Raw genomic sequence first — 18,292 nt, forward strand, 5'->3', positions numbered from 1 at the left:
TGCCTGCCTTGGGATCGAGGACGAACTGGACTTCGATCGGCGTGTTCCAGAATTCGCGGGCCAGATCGGTGATCCGTCCCGAAAACTGGCTCTTGACCCAGTCCAGCTTGAAGCGGTTCGGCGCGGCGATGGACAGCGTGTTCGCCGACGCATCGAAGGCCACCGGGGCCAAGGGTTTGATCCACGTCACGTACTGCTGGGGCGTCAGCTCGCGCTCCAGCAGTGCGGAACAGTGTTGCCAGAAATCGTTCATCAAGTAACTGTCGTTTTTTGCGTGCACAGCGCGGCTCGCCGGCGCCCTTGTCGCGGTGGCGCAACAAGGCCCGAAGCGGTCGTGCGAGCGTGCCTCGGACGCCTGCGTCACAGTGTTGGAGGGGCAGGCGCGAGCCGAAGCGGCGTGCGGGATTCTTGGAGATAAGGCGAGATTCTACCGCCAAACGCGGCCACAGCGCGAGTTATCCACAGGCCGGTTATGTGGGGCGCGGGGCCGGATCGGCCGGGGCGGGCACAGGCGAGCGACTCCTAAAGTATTGACCGTCAACAGAAAAACGGTTTAAATAGCGGGTTCCGCGAAAACCAATCCTGTATTCCCGGCGATTGCGTTCGCCCGAATGCCTCCGGTTAGGGCACGCGGTCCCCTGAATTTCGACATTCTCGAACAAGTGAGAACATCATGAAACGTACTTACCAACCGTCCGTGACGCGCCGCAAGCGCACCCATGGCTTCCGTGTCCGCATGAAGACGGCAGGTGGCCGCAAGGTCATCAACGCTCGCCGCGCGAAGGGCCGCAAGCGCCTCGCCATCTAAGGCAGGTTGCGCGCTGTGTCCGCCGTCCGCAGTCCTGCGGAAGGTGCCGTCGAGCCGGGTGCGAATCCGTCGCAGACGAAAGCCGCCTTCCCGAAAGCTGCGCGACTTCTGAAAACGGATGAATTTTCATCCGTTTTTCGTTTGCGTCCCTGGCGGCGCTCCGCGCACTTCGTGATTTACGGCAAGCCGACCGGTCAGCCCGCGCGTTTGGGGCTCGTCGTCGGCAAGAAGTATGCGCCGCGTGCGGTTACCCGTAACCTCGTGAAGCGGCTGGCGCGCGATCAGTTTCGCCTGCGCCGGATCGAATTCGCCGGTTACGACCTGCTGCTGCGGCAGCACACGCGCTTCGACAAGAAAGCGCTGCCGAGCGCGGCTTCCGCCCCGCTCGCGGCGATGTGTGCGGCCGAGATCCGCGAACTGCTCGACAGGGCAGTCCGGGAAATCGCCCGCCGCGCGTCGAAGCCCGCGTCCGAGTGACGCATCCGTCCGCGGTGCGGCGTTCGCGCCTGCCCGGTCGGTTTTGACGCGGCGCCGAACGGCGTCGCCCAAGGTATGGAAACGGTATTGATCGCCTTGCTGCGCTTCTACAAGGTTGCCGTGAGCCCTATGCTCGGCAACCGTTGCCGTTTTTATCCTTCCTGTTCGGATTACGCGCGCGAGGCAATCCAGTATCATGGCGCCGCGCGCGGCACGTATCTCGCCGTCAGGCGCGTGTGCCGATGCCATCCGTTTTCCGCGGGCGGCATCGACCTCGTCCCGCCGCCCAACTCCGACACTCGCGCTCGCGGCGAAGCCGACGCGCGGTCCCATCGACTCTGAGACAACGCATGGATATCAAACGCACCGTCCTATGGGTGATCTTCTTCATGTCAGCTGTCATGCTGTACGACAACTGGCAGCGGTCCCATGGACGCCCGTCGATGTTCTTCCCGAGTGCCACGCAGACGGCCCCCGCGGCCGCAGCCGGCGGCGCATCGGGCACGGGCGCGACGACGACGACCGCAGGTGAAGTGCCTGCCGCCGCAGCCGGCGCCGCACCGTCGACGACGGCACCGGCCGCCCAGGCGCAGCTCGTGAAGTTCTCGACCGACGTGTATGACGGCGAAATCGACACGCGCGGCGGCACGCTGGCGAAGCTGACGCTGAAGAAGCAGGGCGACGGCAAGCAGCCCGACCTGTACATCACGCTGTTCGACCACACGGCCGGCCACACGTATCTCGCACGCTCGGGCCTGCTCGGCGGCGATTTCCCGAACCACAACGACGTCTACACGCAGTTGAACCCGGGCACGACGTCGCTGACGGGTGACCAGAACGCGCTGAAGCTGTCGTTCGAATCGCCGGTGAAGGGCGGCGTGAAGGTCGTGAAGACCTACACGTTCACGCGCGGCAGCTACGTGATCGGCGTCGACACCAAGATCGACAACGTCGGCACGGCGCCTGTCACGCCGACGGTCTACATGGAACTGGTGCGCGACAACACGGCCGTCGAAACGCCGATGTTCTCGCACACGTTCCTCGGGCCGGCGGTCTACACGGACGCGAAGCACTTCCAGAAGATCAACTTCAGCGACCTCGACAAGAACAAGGCCGACTACGTGACCTCCGCCGACAACGGCTGGGTCGCGATGGTGCAGCACTACTTCGCGTCGGCCTGGATTCCGCAGCAGGGCGTGAAGCGCGACATCTACGCTGAGAAGATCGATCCGACGCTGTACCGCGTCGGCGTGAAGCAGCCGGTCGCCGCGATCGCGCCGGGCCAGTCGGCCGACGTGCAGGCACGCCTGTTCGCCGGTCCGGAAGAAGAGCGCATGCTCGAAGGCATCGCGCCGGGCCTGGAACTCGTGAAGGACTACGGCTGGGTGACGATCATCGCGAAGCCGCTGTTCTGGCTGCTCGAGAAGATCCACGGCTACATCGGCAACTGGGGCTGGTCGATCGTGCTGCTCACGCTGCTGATCAAGGCCGTGTTCTTCCCGCTGTCGGCTGCAAGCTACAAGTCGATGGCGCGCATGAAGGAAATCACGCCGCGCATGCAGGCGCTGCGCGAACGCTTCAAGAGCGATCCGCAGAAGATGAACTCGGCGCTGATGGAGCTGTACAAGACCGAGAAGGTCAATCCGTTCGGCGGCTGCCTGCCGGTCGTGATCCAGATCCCGGTGTTCATCTCGCTGTACTGGGTGCTGCTCGCGTCGGTCGAAATGCGCGGCGCGCCGTGGGTCCTGTGGATTCACGACCTGTCGCAGCGCGATCCGTTCTTCATCCTACCGGTGCTGATGGCCGTGTCGATGTACGTGCAGACGAGCCTGAACCCGACCCCGCCGGACCCGGTCCAGGCGAAGATGATGAAGTTCATGCCGATCGCATTCTCGGTGATGTTCTTCTTCTTCCCGGCCGGCCTGGTGCTGTACTACGTCGTGAACAACGTGCTGTCGATCGCGCAGCAGTACTACATCACGCGCAAGCTCGGCGGGGCCAAGAAGAAACCGGCCTGACGCCCGTTGCATACGTGGGGCGGCATGTTCGCCCCGCGATGCATGAAAAAAGCCGCATGGTTCGCCCATGCGGCTTTTTGCTTTTTGCGGGTCCGGTGGTGCGGGCTCAGGCCTTCTTCGATTCGCCCGAGTCGCCGTAGAACTGCTCGACCAGTTCCTGCACGAGGTAGCGATGATGCGGCGACAACGCTTCGATCTTCGACGCAAGTTCGATCGTCTCGGGCGTGGGCGGATAGCGCTCGTCGCGCGGCAGCGGTTGCGGTGTCGGGTGTTCGATCACGCTCGGCGACGGGCCGTAATGCAGCCAGTGGACTTCGACGCGTAGCCATTCGGCGAGCGTGGCGAGTTTGTCCGACGTCGGGATCGTGCGGCCCGTCAGCCATTTGTGCGCGGTTTGCGGCGAAACGGGCTGCGCTCCGCGGTGGCGCAGGTTGAATCGGTTCGCCAGCTCAGTCGCACCGGTGACCTTCTCCGGGCTGCGCCGCAGGGCGAATTTCAGGCGTTCCGAGAACGCGGCTTTTTCTTCGGATGTCGGCATGGGGGAGATTGTGCAATTCCACCGCCGCGTTTCAGACAACCATTCGGGATAAACGTATCCCATTCAGACGAATCCCGGTCTTGATCGGGGTGCGTGGCGAAATTGAGGGCCACAGCGTTGGGCCGCTCCAGCAGCCATACTTGTCCGAAGCGGTGGCTGTGACATTGCGCCGGGATGATACTTGGCTTATCCCTGGCGGGATAAATTCGAGCGTGTCCGAATCATGAGCGGCGACCGGTGGCGTGTGTGCCGGCACGCTACAATGCCGGCGTTCCGATGCCCGAACCGTTGTGCGGGCGCACCATATTCCCTTGATTACCCGGTTCATCCGATTCCCATGCTCGCTACCGATTCCGATCCGATCGTCGCCATTGCCACTGCTGCCGGCCGGGGTGGCATCGGGGTCGTCCGCGTGTCGTTCGGGCGCGGCGGCGAGACGGCTGCGTTGCCGCTGATCGACGCGTTGTGCGGGCAGAAGCTCGCGCCGCGCCATGCGAGCTACGTGCCGTTCCTCGACGAGCATGGCGCGCCGCTCGACCGCGGGATCGCGCTGTACTTCCCGGCGCCGCATTCGTACACCGGCGAGCACGTGCTCGAGCTGCAGGGGCACGGCGGGCCGATCGTGATGCAACTGCTGCTGCAGCGCTGCCTGGATGCGGGGCGCGGTTTCGGGCTGCGGCTCGCGGAGCCCGGCGAATTCACGCGCCGCGCGTTCCTGAACGACAAGCTCGATCTCGCGCAGGCCGAGGCCGTGGCCGACCTGATCGAGGCGAGTACCGAAGCGGCGGCGCGTTCGGCCGGACGTTCGCTCGACGGCGCGTTCTCGCGGCAGATCCATGCGCTCGTCGACGACGTGATCACGCTGCGGATGCTGGTCGAGGCGACGCTCGATTTTCCGGAAGAAGAGATCGACTTCCTGGAAGCGGCCGACGCGCGCGGCAAGCTCGCGAAGATTCGCGCGCAGCTCGCGCACGTGCTGGGCGACGCGCGGCAGGGGGCGTTGCTCCGTGAAGGGCTGTCGGTCGTGCTCGCGGGGCAGCCGAACGTCGGCAAGTCGTCGTTGCTGAATGCGCTGGCCGGCGCGGAACTGGCGATCGTCACGCCGATCGCGGGCACGACGCGCGACAAGGTGGCGCAGACGATCCAGGTCGAAGGGATTCCGCTGCACATCATCGACACGGCCGGGTTGCGCGAGACGGAGGACGAGGTCGAGCGGATCGGTATCGCGCGCACGTGGAGCGAGATCGAGCGGGCGGATGTCGTGCTGCATCTGCTGGACTCGCGTATTGGGATGACGGCGGATGACGAGACGATCGCGGCGCGGTTCCCGGGCGGCGTGCCGGTGGTGCGTGTGCTGAACAAGACGGATCTGACCGGTGTGGCGGCGTGTGTCGAGCATCCGGCGGCGGAAGGCGATTTGACCGAGGTGCATCTGTCGGCAAAGCGCGGCGACGGGATCGACATGCTGCGCGCGGAGTTGCTGCGGATTGCAGGGTGGCAGGCGGGAGCGGAAGGCGTGTATCTCGCGCGCGAGCGGCATCTGATCGCACTGCGGGCTGCGCAGGAGCATCTCGCGCAAGCGGCGGATCATGCGGAGCAGCGAGCGCAGTCACTCGATCTGTTTGCCGAGGAACTGCGGCTCGCTCAGGAGCAGCTCAATGCGATTACCGGGGAGTTCACTTCGGATGATCTGCTGGGGGTGATTTTCAGCAGGTTCTGTATCGGGAAGTGAGTAGACCCGGCTGAACCGCTATTCGCGCCGTAACACTGCGCTCAAGCTCTGTCGTCTTTAGACTCCGAAACGAATTCGAACACGCGCTCCCTGCGCTGCAGGACTCGCCCGCGGCGACCACCCCCGTGCCGTTGAACGATGGCGTCACCAACGATCAGGGCACGGCTGCCTGGGGGCGCCGACACACGCACCGAGTCGGCCGGTGCGCCGCCGGGCGGATGCGATCGTGGCGTGGAATCACCGAGGGGCGAAGGGGCAGGCGGCGCAGGCAACGTTCTTCCGTCATAAAGCGAGCCGCTCGTGTAACCTTCGTCGCGCCATTTGCTCAGCACGCGGTTGATCTGCGCGTCGAGCGCGTGCCGGCGATCTTGCGGCAAATCATCGATGTCGACGCTCAGCGCGACGCAAATGGCAACATCGTCGAGATCAAATGAGGCAGTCACATTCTGTGCGAATACCCCTCCCGCCGCATCCGAGATTGCGTTTGCGTCGTCCTGAAGCGCTGTATGAGCGTCGCGCCATTGGCTCAAACTTGTCGTCGATGCGGGCTCGCCTGCATTGATCGATGGACGTTGTCGCGGCCGGTGAAATGAGATCGAGATGACGCATGGAGGCCGCATTTCGCCGTAGGCCATGTGGTAGTAGCCGGCGGTGATCAGGGCAACCAGTCCGATGAGAATGCCAATCCCGCCCCACGTCCCGCTTGCCGGTGAGTAAACCGCGATCGCAACGGCGCATGCTGGAATGATGGTTGCCAGCAGTTTGCCGAGGACGAACACGAGCAAGAATGGCTTTGGGCCGACGAACGGCCGTTTGCGACGATTGAGGATGCTTTTCAGCGTTGGGCGCGCCAACTGTTGATAGAGCAGCATGGCAACGGTTAGAGCCGCCAGCCCGACGAAGCCTACGAAGAAATATTGTGAGGAGGGGCGGGCCCACAAGTCGGACATGACCTCGAGGGGAACGTCGTCGCCAACGCCTTTCGGGAGGAGCGCGCGGTAGCGTTCAACGAATGCGCCCGTCAGATGATAGGTTGCCCACGCAGATAGACCTGTCGGCACGAGCCAGTCCATGGCCCAGCGCTTGATCCAGCCGAAACGCCCTGCCTCCATTTTGGGAAGAGGGACACGGAGATAACGGTTTCCAGCGATCGAGACGTCGTTATGCCACTTCTGTCGGTCGAACGGCTTCATGTTTCAGTAGGTTCATTGTTCTAGTGAAGACGAGTGTCGCGGGACGACAGTGCGACAGGAACTCGCAGCAGTAAACAAGTGATATCGGCTGGAACGTGAAGAACTGAATGGCGCGTCGCCAATTGCTATTCGAGGCTGCCGACCTGGCTGGCCGTCGCCCCTAACTCTGGTGCATCCGGGACATAGCAGTCATGACGCGGCATTGCAATTTGACGTTGAGATACCCGACCGCAAAGCCAAAGAACGATTACCCGCATGGAATGCGAGTGAGGCGTGCCGTGCGGTCAATTACCGTGGGGGATCGGCAGAGGCGTGTGGGCGCCCGTAACGCTCCGGCGACGATTCAAATCGCTGCGTGCGATATGAACCATATGCCGGAGGTGCGGAATCACGTACGACGCTCGGTATTCATCCGAGTTTCAGCGGAATGACGATGCCGTGCTCAGCGGGAAGGCATCAATCCCAATGACGGTGATGGTAATACCCGCCACCACCGTAATACCCGCCACCATCAGGTACCACGATACAGCCGCTCAACAGCACGGCGACGCCGGCAATCAGCAAAAGGGTCTTCTTCATCGCGTTCACCTGCTCGGGTTCAATATGAAACCCAGCATAGCGAGCGCCCGCAACACCGGCTGTAAGCGATCGTTTCCCTCTTCCTCAATCCGTAACGGCGGATTATTCCGGTCACAATGACCGTAACAAATTGCCAAACAGCAGACGTATTCAGGCGGTGACGACCCTGTTTCGCCCCGTATCCTTCGCACGATACAGCGCGGCATCGGCGGCTTCGATCAACGCATCGGGCGTCGACAGATCGTCGGCCGACACGGTCGCGCAGCCGACGCTCACGCTCACGCGTCCGGCCGGTGCGGTCGGCATCGCGAGATCGAGCCGCAGCACCGCTTCGCGCGCTTCCTCGGCAACCACCCGTGCGCCGCGCGCGCCCGTGTTCGGCAGCACGATCGCGAACTCCTCGCCGCCGTAGCGCGCGACGATGTCCGCCGGCCGCCGCACCGCGCCGGCTAGCGCATTCGCAACCGCGATCAGGCATGCGTCGCCCTTCACGTGACCGAACGCGTCGTTGTACGCCTTGAAGCGGTCGACGTCGACCATCAGCAGCGACAGCGGTTCGCCTTGCCGTCGCGCCTGCAGGAACAGCGTGTGGAAATGATCGTTGAAGTGCATGCGGTTGAACGCGCCCGTCAGGCCGTCGCGTGCGGACGAGCGGATCAGCGTCGCGTGCGCCTCGAACAGCCGCTGGTACAGCATCGTCACTTCCCAAGCGAGCACGCACACGAGCACGCCCGGCGTGAACATGCTGAACACGCGCGCGAGATACCAGCCGACCGTGAAGCGATTGGTGCTCATCAGGTTCAGCGTCGTATCGGTGAGGCACGCGAGCACCGCGATCGCGAGCCACAGGTCGAGCGTCGTGCGCAGCCGGCCGGTGGCCAGCACGGCTACGAGCGCCAGCGCGTTGAGCAGCCACACGATCAGCGCGACGGCGTTGACGGGCAGCACGGCCGCATCGCCCGGCGGATGAAACGCGGGCGGCAGCGACACGTTCAGCGCAAACAGGCACAGCAGCCCCGCGACGACCGCCGGCCCGCCGATCAGCGCGAGCGTCCACCAGCGTGTCTGCTGCGCGCCGATCGGTGCGCGCGCCAGCCGCTCGCGCGTGAGCAGCGCGACCAGTACGAAACCCGGGAAGCCGGCATGCCAGAAGATCCACATCCACGCGGCGCTTTGCGGTTGCGCGCCGAACAGCCCGTGTGGCGCGAACACGCCGGGAAAGGTGAGCAGCTGCAGCGCGACGGCGAGCGCGGTGAACGCGTAGGCGCCGCCGAGCGCGCCGAGCACCGGCTGGCGCGTCACGGTGAACTGCGCGCCGAGAAAGAACGCCGCGATGCTCGCGGTGGTGAACACGGTGAGCGCACACATCGGCATGAACGGCTCGACGGCCGGCAGCGCAACGTTCGCGTGCGGCGCGGCGATCCCGAGCGCGAGCACGATGACGAGCGCCGTCAGTGCGCCGAACCAGAGCTGACGGCGGGTCGTGTGCTGGATCAGGATGCCTTCCATGGTGTTCCCCGGGCACGTAGGCGGAAACGCCCGGTCTTGCGCCGGGCGACAGGCAACCGGCCGCTGCGCGACCGGTGCGGCCTGATCCTATCGCGTTATGGGTGCGCGCTCAAACCCCGAGGCCCGGACCGAAGTTGCCGGCAACCCACTGCGTGACGGCGTTGACGTCCGCGTAATCCTGTTCAGGCAGGCCGTCGAGCATCGACAGCACGTCGTTGCTGGCGCCGGCGTCGCGCGCGGCATCGACGATCGCATCCTTGTTGGCCGGGTAGCGGACGGCCGCCAGCACGTCGGCGATCTGCAGGTCGATCGTTTCGTTGGGAATGTCGTGCGGAGGCTGGGCGGGCTGGTCGTTCACGGCGGCGTCTCGCGGAGTGAGCGGATTGGGTGGCTTGAGCGGTATTCGGGTGCGTAACGGTGCGCGTTGTGCGCTCACCTGCCAGGGCGACCGGGCAGGCGCGCCCCGCGGATGAACGGCGATCGACTCAATGCTCGCGTCGCACGCGGCGCCACGGATGCTTCCAGTCGATGTGCGGTGCGTTTTCGTCGCGCGGATGCTGGCGCCGGTGTTCCTGCCAAAGTTCGTCGGAAAACAGCGCCGCTACGATGACGAGCGGCAGCACGAGGAATATTCCGAGTATGACTTGCTCGAACACGATAGCCTCCTTGCGGTGGCAGGAACCCTTGCTCCCATTCTAGGCTCTGAACTTCGCCCGCGTTCAATTTCTTACAGTGCGAAACAGGCCCGGATGCGGCCTTGCCGCACGTGCGCCGGCATCAAAAAGGACATGAACATGCAACTCCAGAACGATACCAACACGCTCGCGCTACGGCCGCTGGAGCGCCAGGACCTGCGCTTCGTCCACGAGCTGAACAACGACGCAAAAATCATGCGCTACTGGTTCGAGGAGCCGTACGAAACCTTCTCGGAACTGTCACAACTGTACGACCGCCACGTGCACGACCAGCGCGAGCGCCGTTTCGTCTCGGTCGACGCGCAAGGTGAACTGGTTGGCCTCGTCGAGTTGATCGAGCTCGACTACATCCATCGTCGTGGCGAGTTCCAGATCATCATCGCGCCGCAATGCCAGGGGCGCGGCTATGCGGGGCAGGCGACGCGCCTTGCGATCGAGTACGCGTTCAAGGTGCTGAACATGCGCAAGCTGTACCTGATTGTCGATACGTCCAATGCGGCGGCGATTCATGTGTACGAGAAATGCGGATTTCAGCACGAGGCCGAATTGAAGGAAGAATTTTTCGGAAACGGCGCGTATCACAACGCTTATCGCATGTGCATTTTTCAGCGCGATTATTTCGAGCGCCAGCAATCCACCGTGAATAAAGCAGGGTAAACACGCTGGCGAAAGGCGCCTGCGGCGCGGGCTTCCGCGGGCGCTGAATGCATGCGGAGAACTACGGATAAATACGGATTCGCTTATACCTGGCATTTTTCTTGTATCAGGTAAATGCGATTCCGCGTTGCGGTAAAGTCGAATCGTTTCGGATGACTTTATGTGCAGCGCATCAAAATGATCCGGATAGCGAAATGGATTATCCAAACCGTTCAATCGCCGCATTGTAACTTTGCTGAAAGTCTTGCTGCGTAACGCTTTCCGCCCGGCGGCGCGGGCCTGTTCTCCATGCAGTGCACGTCGTCCCGCCTGCGCATGGTGCGAAAAACGGGCTGCGCACGGGGTGCGACAATCCGCCGCTATTGCGGTCGCACAACAAATGTGCTTGATATCGCTTGCCGGTCTTCTAAAGTGAAAAACGCGGGTTCACGATCACCTGTAAACGCATAGCTAACCCAAGCCTGGTGCCCGCAAGCCTGGAGACAGAACATGATGAAGCGTACCGGTGTCCTTTTTGCCCTCGTCGGCGCATTCTGCGCGGTGTCGATTGCCCAAGCCGGCGGCGATTCGGCCGTCAAGCCGAAGCAGGAAATCCAGTTGACGAAGAACGCATGGGGCTGCCTGTCGAAAGACAATCTGGACTCCGTACTGAGTCACGAGCGTGACGGCAAGTCGCAGGCGAAGCAGCAATACTTCGACGACTATCGTTGCCTGTCGGTGCCGGAGGGCCAGCGCTTTCGCGTGGTGTCGGTCGACCAGGGCGACGTGCAGTTCGTCAGCGCCGACAACAGCGACCAGCAGGGTCTCTGGACCGATTCGCGCTTCGTCAAGCAGTAACGGTTCTTTCACCGCGCCGTCATACGACGCGCGAGCGCGCCGGCCCGATGAGCCGGCGGCGCGAACCGAACACGGCCCGGTACATGCCGGGCCGTTGCGCTGTGGGTGGCGCAAGACACGCGCCGGACGGCCAGCATTCGGTATCATCACGGCCCGACCGAACCGAATGCCCGCCCGGGCCGCATCCGCATGGCGCTGAAATCCACGATCTACAAAGCTGAACTGCAAATCGCCGACATGGATCGGCACTACTACGCCGATCACGCGCTGACGGTGGCACGCCATCCGTCGGAAACCGACGACCGGATGATGGTGCGCATCGTCGCGTTCGCGCTGTTCGCGCACGAGCGGCTCGAATTCTGCAAGGGGCTGTCGGACGTCGACGAGCCCGATTTGTGGCAGAAGGATCTGACCGGCGCGATCGACGTCTGGATCGAAGCCGGGCAGCCCGACGAGCGGCGCATCTCGAAGGCGGCCGGCCGCGCCGGGCAGGTCACGGTGATCGCATACGGCGGCAAGACGTCGGATATCTGGTGGCAGGGGGTGCGCAGCAAGGTCGAACGGCTGCGCAACGTGCAGGTGCTGTCGCTGAACGACGGTGTCGCGGCCGCGCTCGGGAAACTCGCGGAGCGCACGATGCGCCTGCAGTGCACGGTGCAGGACGGCGCCGCATGGATCTCGAGCGCCGACCACGATCCGGTGGCGGTCGAATGGACGGTGCTGAAGGCGCGCGCGGACGCGTGACGGCCTGCGCGCCGGCCGCGTTCAGCCGATCGCGGCCGGCGGCCCCTTGAATTCCAGCATGTTGCCTTCCGGGTCGAACAAGTAGATCGACGGTCCGTAGCCGCCGGCGCCGTAGCGCTCCGCGGGCGCGCCCGGCCGTGCGCCATGCGCGGCGAAATGGGTAGTCAATGCGTCGGGATCGAACGGCTCGACGCGCAGGCACAGGTGATCGAGGTTGCGTCCCGTGCCGGGCGGGCCGCTGTCGGGACGGTCGATCGGGCCGCCGACCAACAGCAGGTCGATCAGCGCGTCGCCGGCACGCAGCTGTACAAGGCCCAGGTCGGGCTGTTCCTTCTCCACGTGGCAGCCGACGGCGTCGCAGTAAAAGCGCGTCATCGCAGCCATGTCGGTCACGCGTAGCACGATGTGATCGATCGCGCGGATGGTCGGTTTCATGGGCAGGCTCTCCTTCGCAGTCCATGAGCATCGAGTGTAGGCGCATCACGCCTGCGCCGCCGGCCGGAACGCGGCACAATCGACGGACGAAAAAAAGCCCGTTCACGCAGAGCGGAACGGGCTTAATCCATATCAGGAGGAGACATGGAGGAGACAGTTCCAACTATACACACGGCGATGGTGCGGCGCAATATTTCGAATGCAAAAAAACGTCAGGACGGCGATTTGTCGCATCTGCGGTGCAGCAAAATGGTGACGGGACGATGACGAAATCGGCGCTGGAACGGCCGGCGCGCGCGTTTTGTCGGATTTATTTTTAGTCGATGCGCCCCCGATTATCCGGTGCGAGTCAGAGCAAGAATCACAGAGCAAGATTCAGGGCGCGACGGTACGTGCCGATGTCTAGAGTAGGCACCATCTACACTAGAGAGTGCGAGGTTCAGATGAAAACCGCCTATCCGACCGATGATGCCCGCTGGGGCGCCGTCACCGAGCGCGATCCGCATGCGGACGGCGCGTTCTTCTACGCCGTGAGCACGACCGGCGTGTTCTGCCGCCCGACCTGCGCGTCGCGGCAGCCGCGTCGCGAAAATGTGTCCTTCTTCGCCGATACGGCCGCCGCGCGTGCGGCCGGCTTCCGGCCCTGCAAGCGCTGCCAGCCGGAAGGGCTGCCGCGCGAGCTCGAGATCGTCAACCGCGCGTGCGCGGTGCTCGACGCGCATGCCGAACGGCTCACGCTGCAGCAACTGAGCGATGCCGTACACGTGAGCCCGTTTCACCTCCAGCGGCTCTTCAAGCGCGTGGTCGGTGTGTCGCCGCGGCAGTATCAGGCCGCGCAGCGCGGCGCCGCGTTGCGGCAGGCGCTGCAAAGCGGGCAGCCGGTCACGCAGGCGGCCGTCGATGCGGGCTTCAACTCGCCGTCGCGGCTCTATGCGTCGGTGCCGCGCGAGCTCGGGATGGCGCCGTCGGCGTTTCGCCGCCAGGGTGCCGGCCTGCGGATCGACTATGCGACCGCATCGACGTCGCTCGGCACGGTGCTCGTCGCCGCGACCGAGCAGGGCATCTGCCGGATCGCGTTCGGCGACGAACCGGCAGTGCTCGTCGGTGAGCTGAAGGACGCGTTCGCACGCGCCGAGCTGGTCGAAGCGTCGGCACGGCTCGCGCCGTTTGTCTCGCAGATTCGCGCGTACCTGGACGGCACGCGGCACGCATTCGACCTGCCGCTCGACATCGCGCCGACTGCATTCCAGCAGCGCGTATGGGAGGCGCTGACGCATATTCCGTACGGCGAAACGCGCAGTTACTCGGAGATCGCCGAGGCGCTCGGTTCGCCGCGCGCGGTGCGTGCCGTCGCGTCCGCGTGCGCGTCGAACCCGGTCGCGCTCGCGATCCCGTGCCACCGCGTCGTACAGAAGGGCGGCGCGCTTTCCGGGTATCGTTGGGGCGTGCGCCGCAAGGCGACGCTGCTCGCGTCCGAGGCGCGGCATGTGCATGACGATCAAACCGAATCCGTTGCGGAGGGCAGCGCAGTTTGAGCATCGCAAAAACAACGATCACATCCATCGTGAACGGCGGCCAGGTGCCGCCGTCCGCGCAAATGGAACTGCGCTTCAATGCGCCTTACGACTGGGCGCGCGTGCTGCGCTTCTTCAGCGGGCGCGCGATTCCGGGCGTCGAGCAGGTGGCGGACGGCGTGTATCGCCGCATCGTCGACCTGCACGGCGACGCCGGCCGGCTCACGGTCGCGAAACATCCGCGCAAGCATTGTTTGGTCGCGACGGTCGAAGGCGCGGTCGCGCGTCATGTCGACGACGCGTTCGCCGCGCGCGTTGCGACGATGTTCGATCTCGGCGCCGATCCGGCCGCCATCGGCAGCGGGCTGGCGCGCGATCCGTGGTTCGCGCCGCTCGTCGAGGCCGCGCCGGGGCTGCGCGTGCCGGGCGCATGGTCGGGGTTCGAGCTGGCCGTGCGCGCGATCGTCGGTCAGCAGGTGAGCGTGAAGGCCGCGACGACGATCGTCGGCCGGCTCGTCGAGCGGGCCGGAGAGCGTGTGGTTCATGAAGACGACGGCGCGCCCGCGTGGCGTTTCCCGACGCCCGATGCGCTGGCCGCGTGCGATCTCGACAAGATCGGGATGCCCGGCAAGCGGGTGGCGGCACTGACGGGCGTGGCGCGCGCGGTGGCGGCCGGCGACGTGCCGGTCGATCGAGAGCACGCCGATCTCCCGATGCTGCGCAGTGCGTGGCTCGATCTGCCCGGCATCGGCCCGTGGACCGTCGAATACATCGCGATGCGCGCATGGCGCGATCCGGACGCATGGCCGGCCTCCGATCTCGTGCTGATGCAGTCGATCGCCGCGCGCGATCCGGCGCTCGACCGGCTCGCGACCCAGAAGCACCGGACCGAAGGCTGGCGGCCTTGGCGCGCTTACGCGGCGCTGCATTTGTGGAACGAAGTGGCCGACCGGGCGGGTGGCGCGCGCGGCGGGTGAGGGCGACCGGTGATCGCTGAGGCTCGCGACCGGGTGCGACCTGATGCGGCGGCGATGCAACCTGTTGCGGAGGTCGTGCCGACACGTGCAGCCTAACTGCCGGACGCCGGACGCCGGACGCCGGACGCCGGACGCCGGACGCCGGACGCCGGACGCCGGACGCCGGACGCCGGACGCCGGACGCCGGACGCCCGACACCCGACACCAACCGTCACGGCAATTCCGCGCATCCGTCGTCGGCAGGAGGCGGGGCGCGCGATGCCCACTTACCCTTCTTTCCGCGGTCGATTTGGCGGCGCGGTTGCACCTGCCGCCACCTGTCCGCTCGTCACCTTCCATCGGACGAATTCGTGTAACCGGCGTGCCCGTTGCCGCCGACTGGAACCGGTCGCAGACGCGGCGACCGCTGCGACCGGCCCGCCCGGCGGCCCGCTCCGGCCCGCGCACCGTGCCCGGAGCCACCTCAAGCGCGTGTTTCGGCGAGATGTTAAAGTGCCCGCTACCAACGAAGCGACCAACAATCCAGCCGGTCGCGCGCGGCGTTCTGCGCGCGGCCGTCACGCACTTGCGTCTCCATGTCGAACACCATGACTCACCGCCAGTCCGAACTGCTGCTGAATCGCCTCGAAGCGCTGAGCTCGGGCCCGACGCGGCAGCATCTGCCCGACGGCCTGCGCGGCATCGAAAAGGAAAGCCTGCGCGTGACGCGCGACGGGATGATCGCGTTCACGCCGCATCCGCGCGCGCTCGGTTCGGCGCTCACGCATCCGTCGCTGACGACCGACTATTCCGAAGCGCTGATCGAGCTGATCACGCCCGCGGAAGGCGACGCCGCGATCACGCTCGAACGCCTCGACGATCTGCATCGCTACGTGTATGCGTCGCTCGGCGACGAGATGCTGTGGAACGACTCGATGCCCGGCCTGCTGCCGGCCGACGACCAGATCCCGATCGCCGACTACGGCACGTCGAACATCGGCCGCCTGAAGACGGTGTACCGGCGCGGCCTCGCGTATCGCTACGGTCGCACGATGCAGTGCATCGCCGGCATCCACTACAACTACTCGCTGCACGAGGAAGTGTGGCGGCGCCTGCATGCGGAAGAAGGCTCGACGGCCACGCTCGTCGATTACCAGTCGGAGCGCTATCTCGCGCAGATCCGCAACTTCCGCCGCCGCAGCTGGCTGCTGATGTACCTGTTCGGCGCGTCGCCAGCGCTCGACACGAAGTTCCTGCGCGGCAAGCCGCACAAGCTCGACACGTTCGACGCCGATACGCTGTATCTGCCGTATGCGACGAGCCTGCGGATGAGCGATCTCGGCTACTCGAACACGACCGCCCAGGCCGCGCTGCACGTCGACTACAACACGTTGCCCGGCTATCTCGACGCGCTGTCGAAGGCCGTGAGCGAGCCGTATCCGGCCTACGAGGCGATCGGCACGCATCGCGACGGCGAGTGGATCCAGATCAACACGAACGTGCTGCAGATCGAAAACGAGTTCTACTCGACGATCCGGCCGAAGCGCGTCACGTATTCGGGCGAGCGGCCGCTGCATGCGCTCGCGTCGCGCGGCGTGCAGTACATCGAGGTGCGCTGCCTCGACATCGATCCGTTCGAGCCGACCGGCATCGCGCTGGAAACGGCGCGCTTCATCGACGCGTTCCTGCTCGCGTGCGCGCTCGACGAGAGCCCGGCGCTCGACTGTCCCGCGTACAAGGAAGCGAACGCGAACTTCGGCAGCGTGACGATGGAAGGGCGCAAGCCGGGTCTCACGCTGCAGCGCGACGGCCAGCCGATCACGATGCAGGTGTGGGCGGACGAGCTGATGGCCGATATCGAAACCGTCGGCCGTCGTCTCGACGAAATTCGCGGCGGCGACGAGCACGTGCGCGCGATCGCCGCGCAACGCGAGAAGCTCGCCGATCCGGAGCGCACGCCGTCCGCGCACGTGTTGCGCACGATGCGCGAACGCGGTCAGTCGTTCCTCGGGTTCGCGCTGGCGCAGAGCGAAGCGCATGCCGCGCATTTCCGCGCGCATCCGCCGTCGGCCGATACGCTGCGCACCGAGCAGGCGCTCGCTGCGAAATCGCTGGCCGAGCAGGCCGAGCTCGAAGCGAAGGAGGCCGGATCGTTTGATGCGTTCGTCGCGGCCTATCGCGCCTATACGTTGAACCGCTTCAGCGTGTAATGCCTGGCGCACGTGCACCGCGTCGGTCGGCGCGGTGCACGCTGCGTATCTCCGTCGCCGGTCGGGGCGCTCCGTTGTGCGCTCGATCCGGTTCGATCAGCCGTCAATGGTGTGCGTATGTGCCGCGATCGATCGCGTGCGGCAGCGCCGGCTTGCCCGATTCCACGTTTGCCCCGCCTTCGCTGCCGTAGCCGGCGTCCTCGCCGCGTGCCTGTGCGGCACGGCGCATGATCGCCTGCATGTTGTCCGGAAAGTCGGGACTGCTAGCGAGGCTCGTCCGGTAGCCGGCGGCCTGCAGCTCCACGAGTTCCTGGCGGACCTCGGCGCGCGTCAGCGTCGACGCAGCCTGCGCGTGAGCGGCGAAGGCCGCGCCGATCAGTACGCATGCGCAGGCCGCCTGTTTCATCGTCTTCATCGTGTTTACTCCGTGAGGTTCCGGTGCCGTGCCTGCCGTAGCCGGCGTGGGCGGAATCGATGCGACCAGTCTAGGCTTCGGACGCCAAACGAAACATCCCGCCCGCCGTCAGGCACCTTTGCCGCATGTGCAACATTGCGCGGGTGAGCCGCTCGCAGTGGGTTTCCTGTCGAACGCGACAGCGGCTCGCCCGCTGCCGGTCAGCGTGTGGCAACTGGTATGTATCGGGTCGGCACGCATCGGGCTTGTCCCCCTTGTACAAGCGCCGCGCGCCTCCTAACCTCTTTTAAGCGACTGATCGGTTGGCTGTGCGACGTCGTTGCGTGCGCAAGCGTCTGGTCGTTGTTGCGACTGCAGAACGTTGAGGTGAATTGAATCCGGGGGGCGAAGTGCCGGCCCGGGTTGATCGAACGAGGCATGGGACCCGAGTAGGTGCTGAAGCGCTGACTCCATCCAGCCACGCCATGGGACCCAAGTAAGCGCCAAAGCGCCAACTCGGATCGACCGCCGTGGGGTTGGAGTAAGCGCTGAAGCGCTAACTCTGGCCGACCGCCGTGGGGTTGGAGTAAGTGCTGAAGCGCTAACTCCACCCAGCCACGGCATGGGATCCGAGTAGGCGCTAAAGCGCCAACTCGGATCGACCGCCGTGGGGTTGGAGTAAGCGCTGAAGCGCCAACTCCAACCAACCACGCCATGGGGCCAGAGTAAGCGCTGAAGCGCCAACTCTGGCCGACAGGAGACACGATGAACCCCACCGACGCCCTACCGCCCGGCATCGTCTTCGCACAGCCATTGACGCCAGTCGCCAACTCGCTGCTGCTGTCCTTCCTCGTCGCCGCGATCCCGATCGCGGTCGCGCTGATCGCGGGCGCGATCGGAAGAGCGTCGTGTAGGGCTAGAGCGTGCGCAATCGTGTAGATGAGGGTGGCAGCCGGTGCCTGAGACACACCCCCACAGCACACATCTGCTCCCCCA

Annotated in this window: 19 protein-coding genes and 1 pseudogene; 12 read left to right on the forward strand and 8 right to left on the reverse strand. The window is 65.1% G+C overall.

Going from position 1 to position 18,292, the window contains the following annotated elements; all coding sequences use genetic code 11:
* Positions 1-253 (reverse strand): DnaA N-terminal domain-containing protein (locus G3N93_RS16760; RefSeq protein WP_277396550.1); only part of this gene is annotated, 253 nt, incomplete at its 3' end.
* 420 nt (positions 254-673) lie between these two features.
* On the opposite strand from G3N93_RS16760, the gene rpmH reads away from it, so the two are divergent.
* From rpmH to yidC, 4 genes are all read left to right on the forward strand, one after another.
* Positions 674-808, forward strand: a complete 135-nt coding sequence (gene rpmH, locus G3N93_RS16765; protein WP_004198824.1) for a 50S ribosomal protein L34 — start codon at positions 674-676, stop codon at positions 806-808.
* A gap of 15 nt (positions 809-823) precedes the next feature.
* Entirely contained in the window at positions 824-1,285 is a 462-nt protein-coding gene (locus G3N93_RS16770) for a ribonuclease P protein component (RefSeq protein WP_174937325.1), read from the forward strand.
* Between the two features lie 75 nt (positions 1,286-1,360).
* Entirely contained in the window at positions 1,361-1,627 is a 267-nt protein-coding gene (gene yidD / locus G3N93_RS16775) for a membrane protein insertion efficiency factor YidD (protein ID WP_006750110.1), read from the forward strand.
* Between the two features lie 8 nt (positions 1,628-1,635).
* Complete coding sequence (gene yidC, locus G3N93_RS16780) at positions 1,636-3,303, forward strand: membrane protein insertase YidC (protein WP_206133513.1); 1,668 nt, start codon at positions 1,636-1,638, stop codon at positions 3,301-3,303.
* A gap of 106 nt (positions 3,304-3,409) precedes the next feature.
* Here yidC and G3N93_RS16785 read toward each other — a convergent pair whose 3' ends face one another.
* The gene (locus tag G3N93_RS16785; RefSeq protein WP_174937329.1) at positions 3,410-3,841 is read right to left on the reverse strand and encodes a transcriptional regulator; all 432 of its coding nucleotides are present in this window, start codon (positions 3,839-3,841) and stop codon (positions 3,410-3,412) included.
* A 337-nt stretch (positions 3,842-4,178) separates the two neighbouring features.
* On the opposite strand from G3N93_RS16785, the gene mnmE reads away from it, so the two are divergent.
* Positions 4,179-5,573 (forward strand): tRNA uridine-5-carboxymethylaminomethyl(34) synthesis GTPase MnmE, encoded by a 1,395-nt coding sequence (gene mnmE, locus G3N93_RS16790; protein ID WP_174937331.1) that lies wholly within the window; start codon positions 4,179-4,181, stop codon positions 5,571-5,573.
* A gap of 41 nt (positions 5,574-5,614) precedes the next feature.
* Here the strand turns inward: mnmE and G3N93_RS16795 are convergent, their stop codons facing one another.
* The 4 genes from G3N93_RS16795 to G3N93_RS16805 form a co-directional block, all read right to left on the reverse strand.
* On the reverse strand, positions 5,615-6,766 hold the full coding sequence (locus G3N93_RS16795) for a hypothetical protein (RefSeq protein ID WP_206133514.1): 1,152 nt from the start codon (positions 6,764-6,766) through the stop codon (positions 5,615-5,617).
* 456 nt (positions 6,767-7,222) lie between these two features.
* Entirely contained in the window at positions 7,223-7,345 is a 123-nt protein-coding gene (locus G3N93_RS42035) for a hypothetical protein (protein WP_021157980.1), read from the reverse strand.
* A gap of 150 nt (positions 7,346-7,495) precedes the next feature.
* Positions 7,496-8,854, reverse strand: a complete 1,359-nt coding sequence (locus G3N93_RS16800) for a diguanylate cyclase (RefSeq protein WP_206133515.1) — start codon at positions 8,852-8,854, stop codon at positions 7,496-7,498.
* Positions 8,855-8,963: 109 nt separating this feature from the next.
* Positions 8,964-9,212 carry a DUF2795 domain-containing protein gene (locus G3N93_RS16805; RefSeq protein ID WP_011353609.1) on the reverse strand — a complete coding sequence of 83 codons (249 nt, stop codon included), beginning with the start codon at positions 9,210-9,212 and terminating at the stop codon, positions 8,964-8,966.
* A 436-nt stretch (positions 9,213-9,648) separates the two neighbouring features.
* Between G3N93_RS16805 and speG the strand changes: the two genes are divergently transcribed.
* The 3 genes from speG (at position 9,649) to G3N93_RS16820 (ending at position 11,787) form a co-directional block, all read left to right on the forward strand.
* Positions 9,649-10,206 (forward strand): spermidine N1-acetyltransferase, encoded by a 558-nt coding sequence (gene speG, locus G3N93_RS16810; RefSeq protein WP_206133520.1) that lies wholly within the window; start codon positions 9,649-9,651, stop codon positions 10,204-10,206.
* Between the two features lie 489 nt (positions 10,207-10,695).
* Positions 10,696-11,043, forward strand: a complete 348-nt coding sequence (sap1, locus tag G3N93_RS16815; protein WP_174937341.1) for a surface attachment protein Sap1 — start codon at positions 10,696-10,698, stop codon at positions 11,041-11,043.
* A gap of 189 nt (positions 11,044-11,232) precedes the next feature.
* Complete coding sequence (locus tag G3N93_RS16820; RefSeq protein ID WP_039364653.1) at positions 11,233-11,787, forward strand: YaeQ family protein; 555 nt, start codon at positions 11,233-11,235, stop codon at positions 11,785-11,787.
* Positions 11,788-11,808: 21 nt separating this feature from the next.
* On the opposite strand, the gene G3N93_RS16825 is transcribed toward G3N93_RS16820, so the two are convergent.
* Positions 11,809-12,222 carry a VOC family protein gene (locus G3N93_RS16825; protein WP_206133516.1) on the reverse strand — a complete coding sequence of 138 codons (414 nt, stop codon included), beginning with the start codon at positions 12,220-12,222 and terminating at the stop codon, positions 11,809-11,811.
* Between the two features lie 443 nt (positions 12,223-12,665).
* Between G3N93_RS16825 and ada the strand changes: the two genes are divergently transcribed.
* The 3 genes from ada (at position 12,666) to gshA (ending at position 16,902) form a co-directional block, all read left to right on the forward strand.
* Complete coding sequence (gene ada, locus G3N93_RS16830) at positions 12,666-13,757, forward strand: bifunctional DNA-binding transcriptional regulator/O6-methylguanine-DNA methyltransferase Ada (protein WP_174942519.1); 1,092 nt, start codon at positions 12,666-12,668, stop codon at positions 13,755-13,757.
* A complete protein-coding gene (locus G3N93_RS16835; protein ID WP_206133517.1) occupies positions 13,754-14,713 on the forward strand; it encodes a DNA-3-methyladenine glycosylase in 960 nt (319 codons plus the stop codon). The genes ada and G3N93_RS16835 overlap by 4 nt, the downstream gene beginning before the upstream one ends.
* Before the next feature lie 575 nt (positions 14,714-15,288).
* Entirely contained in the window at positions 15,289-16,902 is a 1,614-nt protein-coding gene (gshA, locus tag G3N93_RS16840; protein ID WP_206133518.1) for a glutamate--cysteine ligase, read from the forward strand.
* Positions 16,903-17,005: 103 nt separating this feature from the next.
* Here gshA and G3N93_RS16845 read toward each other — a convergent pair whose 3' ends face one another.
* Positions 17,006-17,317, reverse strand: coding sequence for a DUF4148 domain-containing protein (locus G3N93_RS16845; RefSeq protein ID WP_206133519.1), 312 nt, complete (start codon positions 17,315-17,317; stop codon positions 17,006-17,008).
* Between the two features lie 744 nt (positions 17,318-18,061).
* On the opposite strand from G3N93_RS16845, the pseudogene G3N93_RS16850 reads away from it, so the two are divergent.
* Positions 18,062-18,232: pseudogene (locus G3N93_RS16850) on the forward strand (L-lactate permease); the annotation flags it as partial.
* Between the last annotated feature and the right edge of the window lie 60 nt (positions 18,233-18,292).

It is taken from the genome of Burkholderia sp. Se-20378 (genome assembly GCF_017104665.1).
GTDB lineage: Bacteria > Pseudomonadota > Gammaproteobacteria > Burkholderiales > Burkholderiaceae > Burkholderia > Burkholderia lata.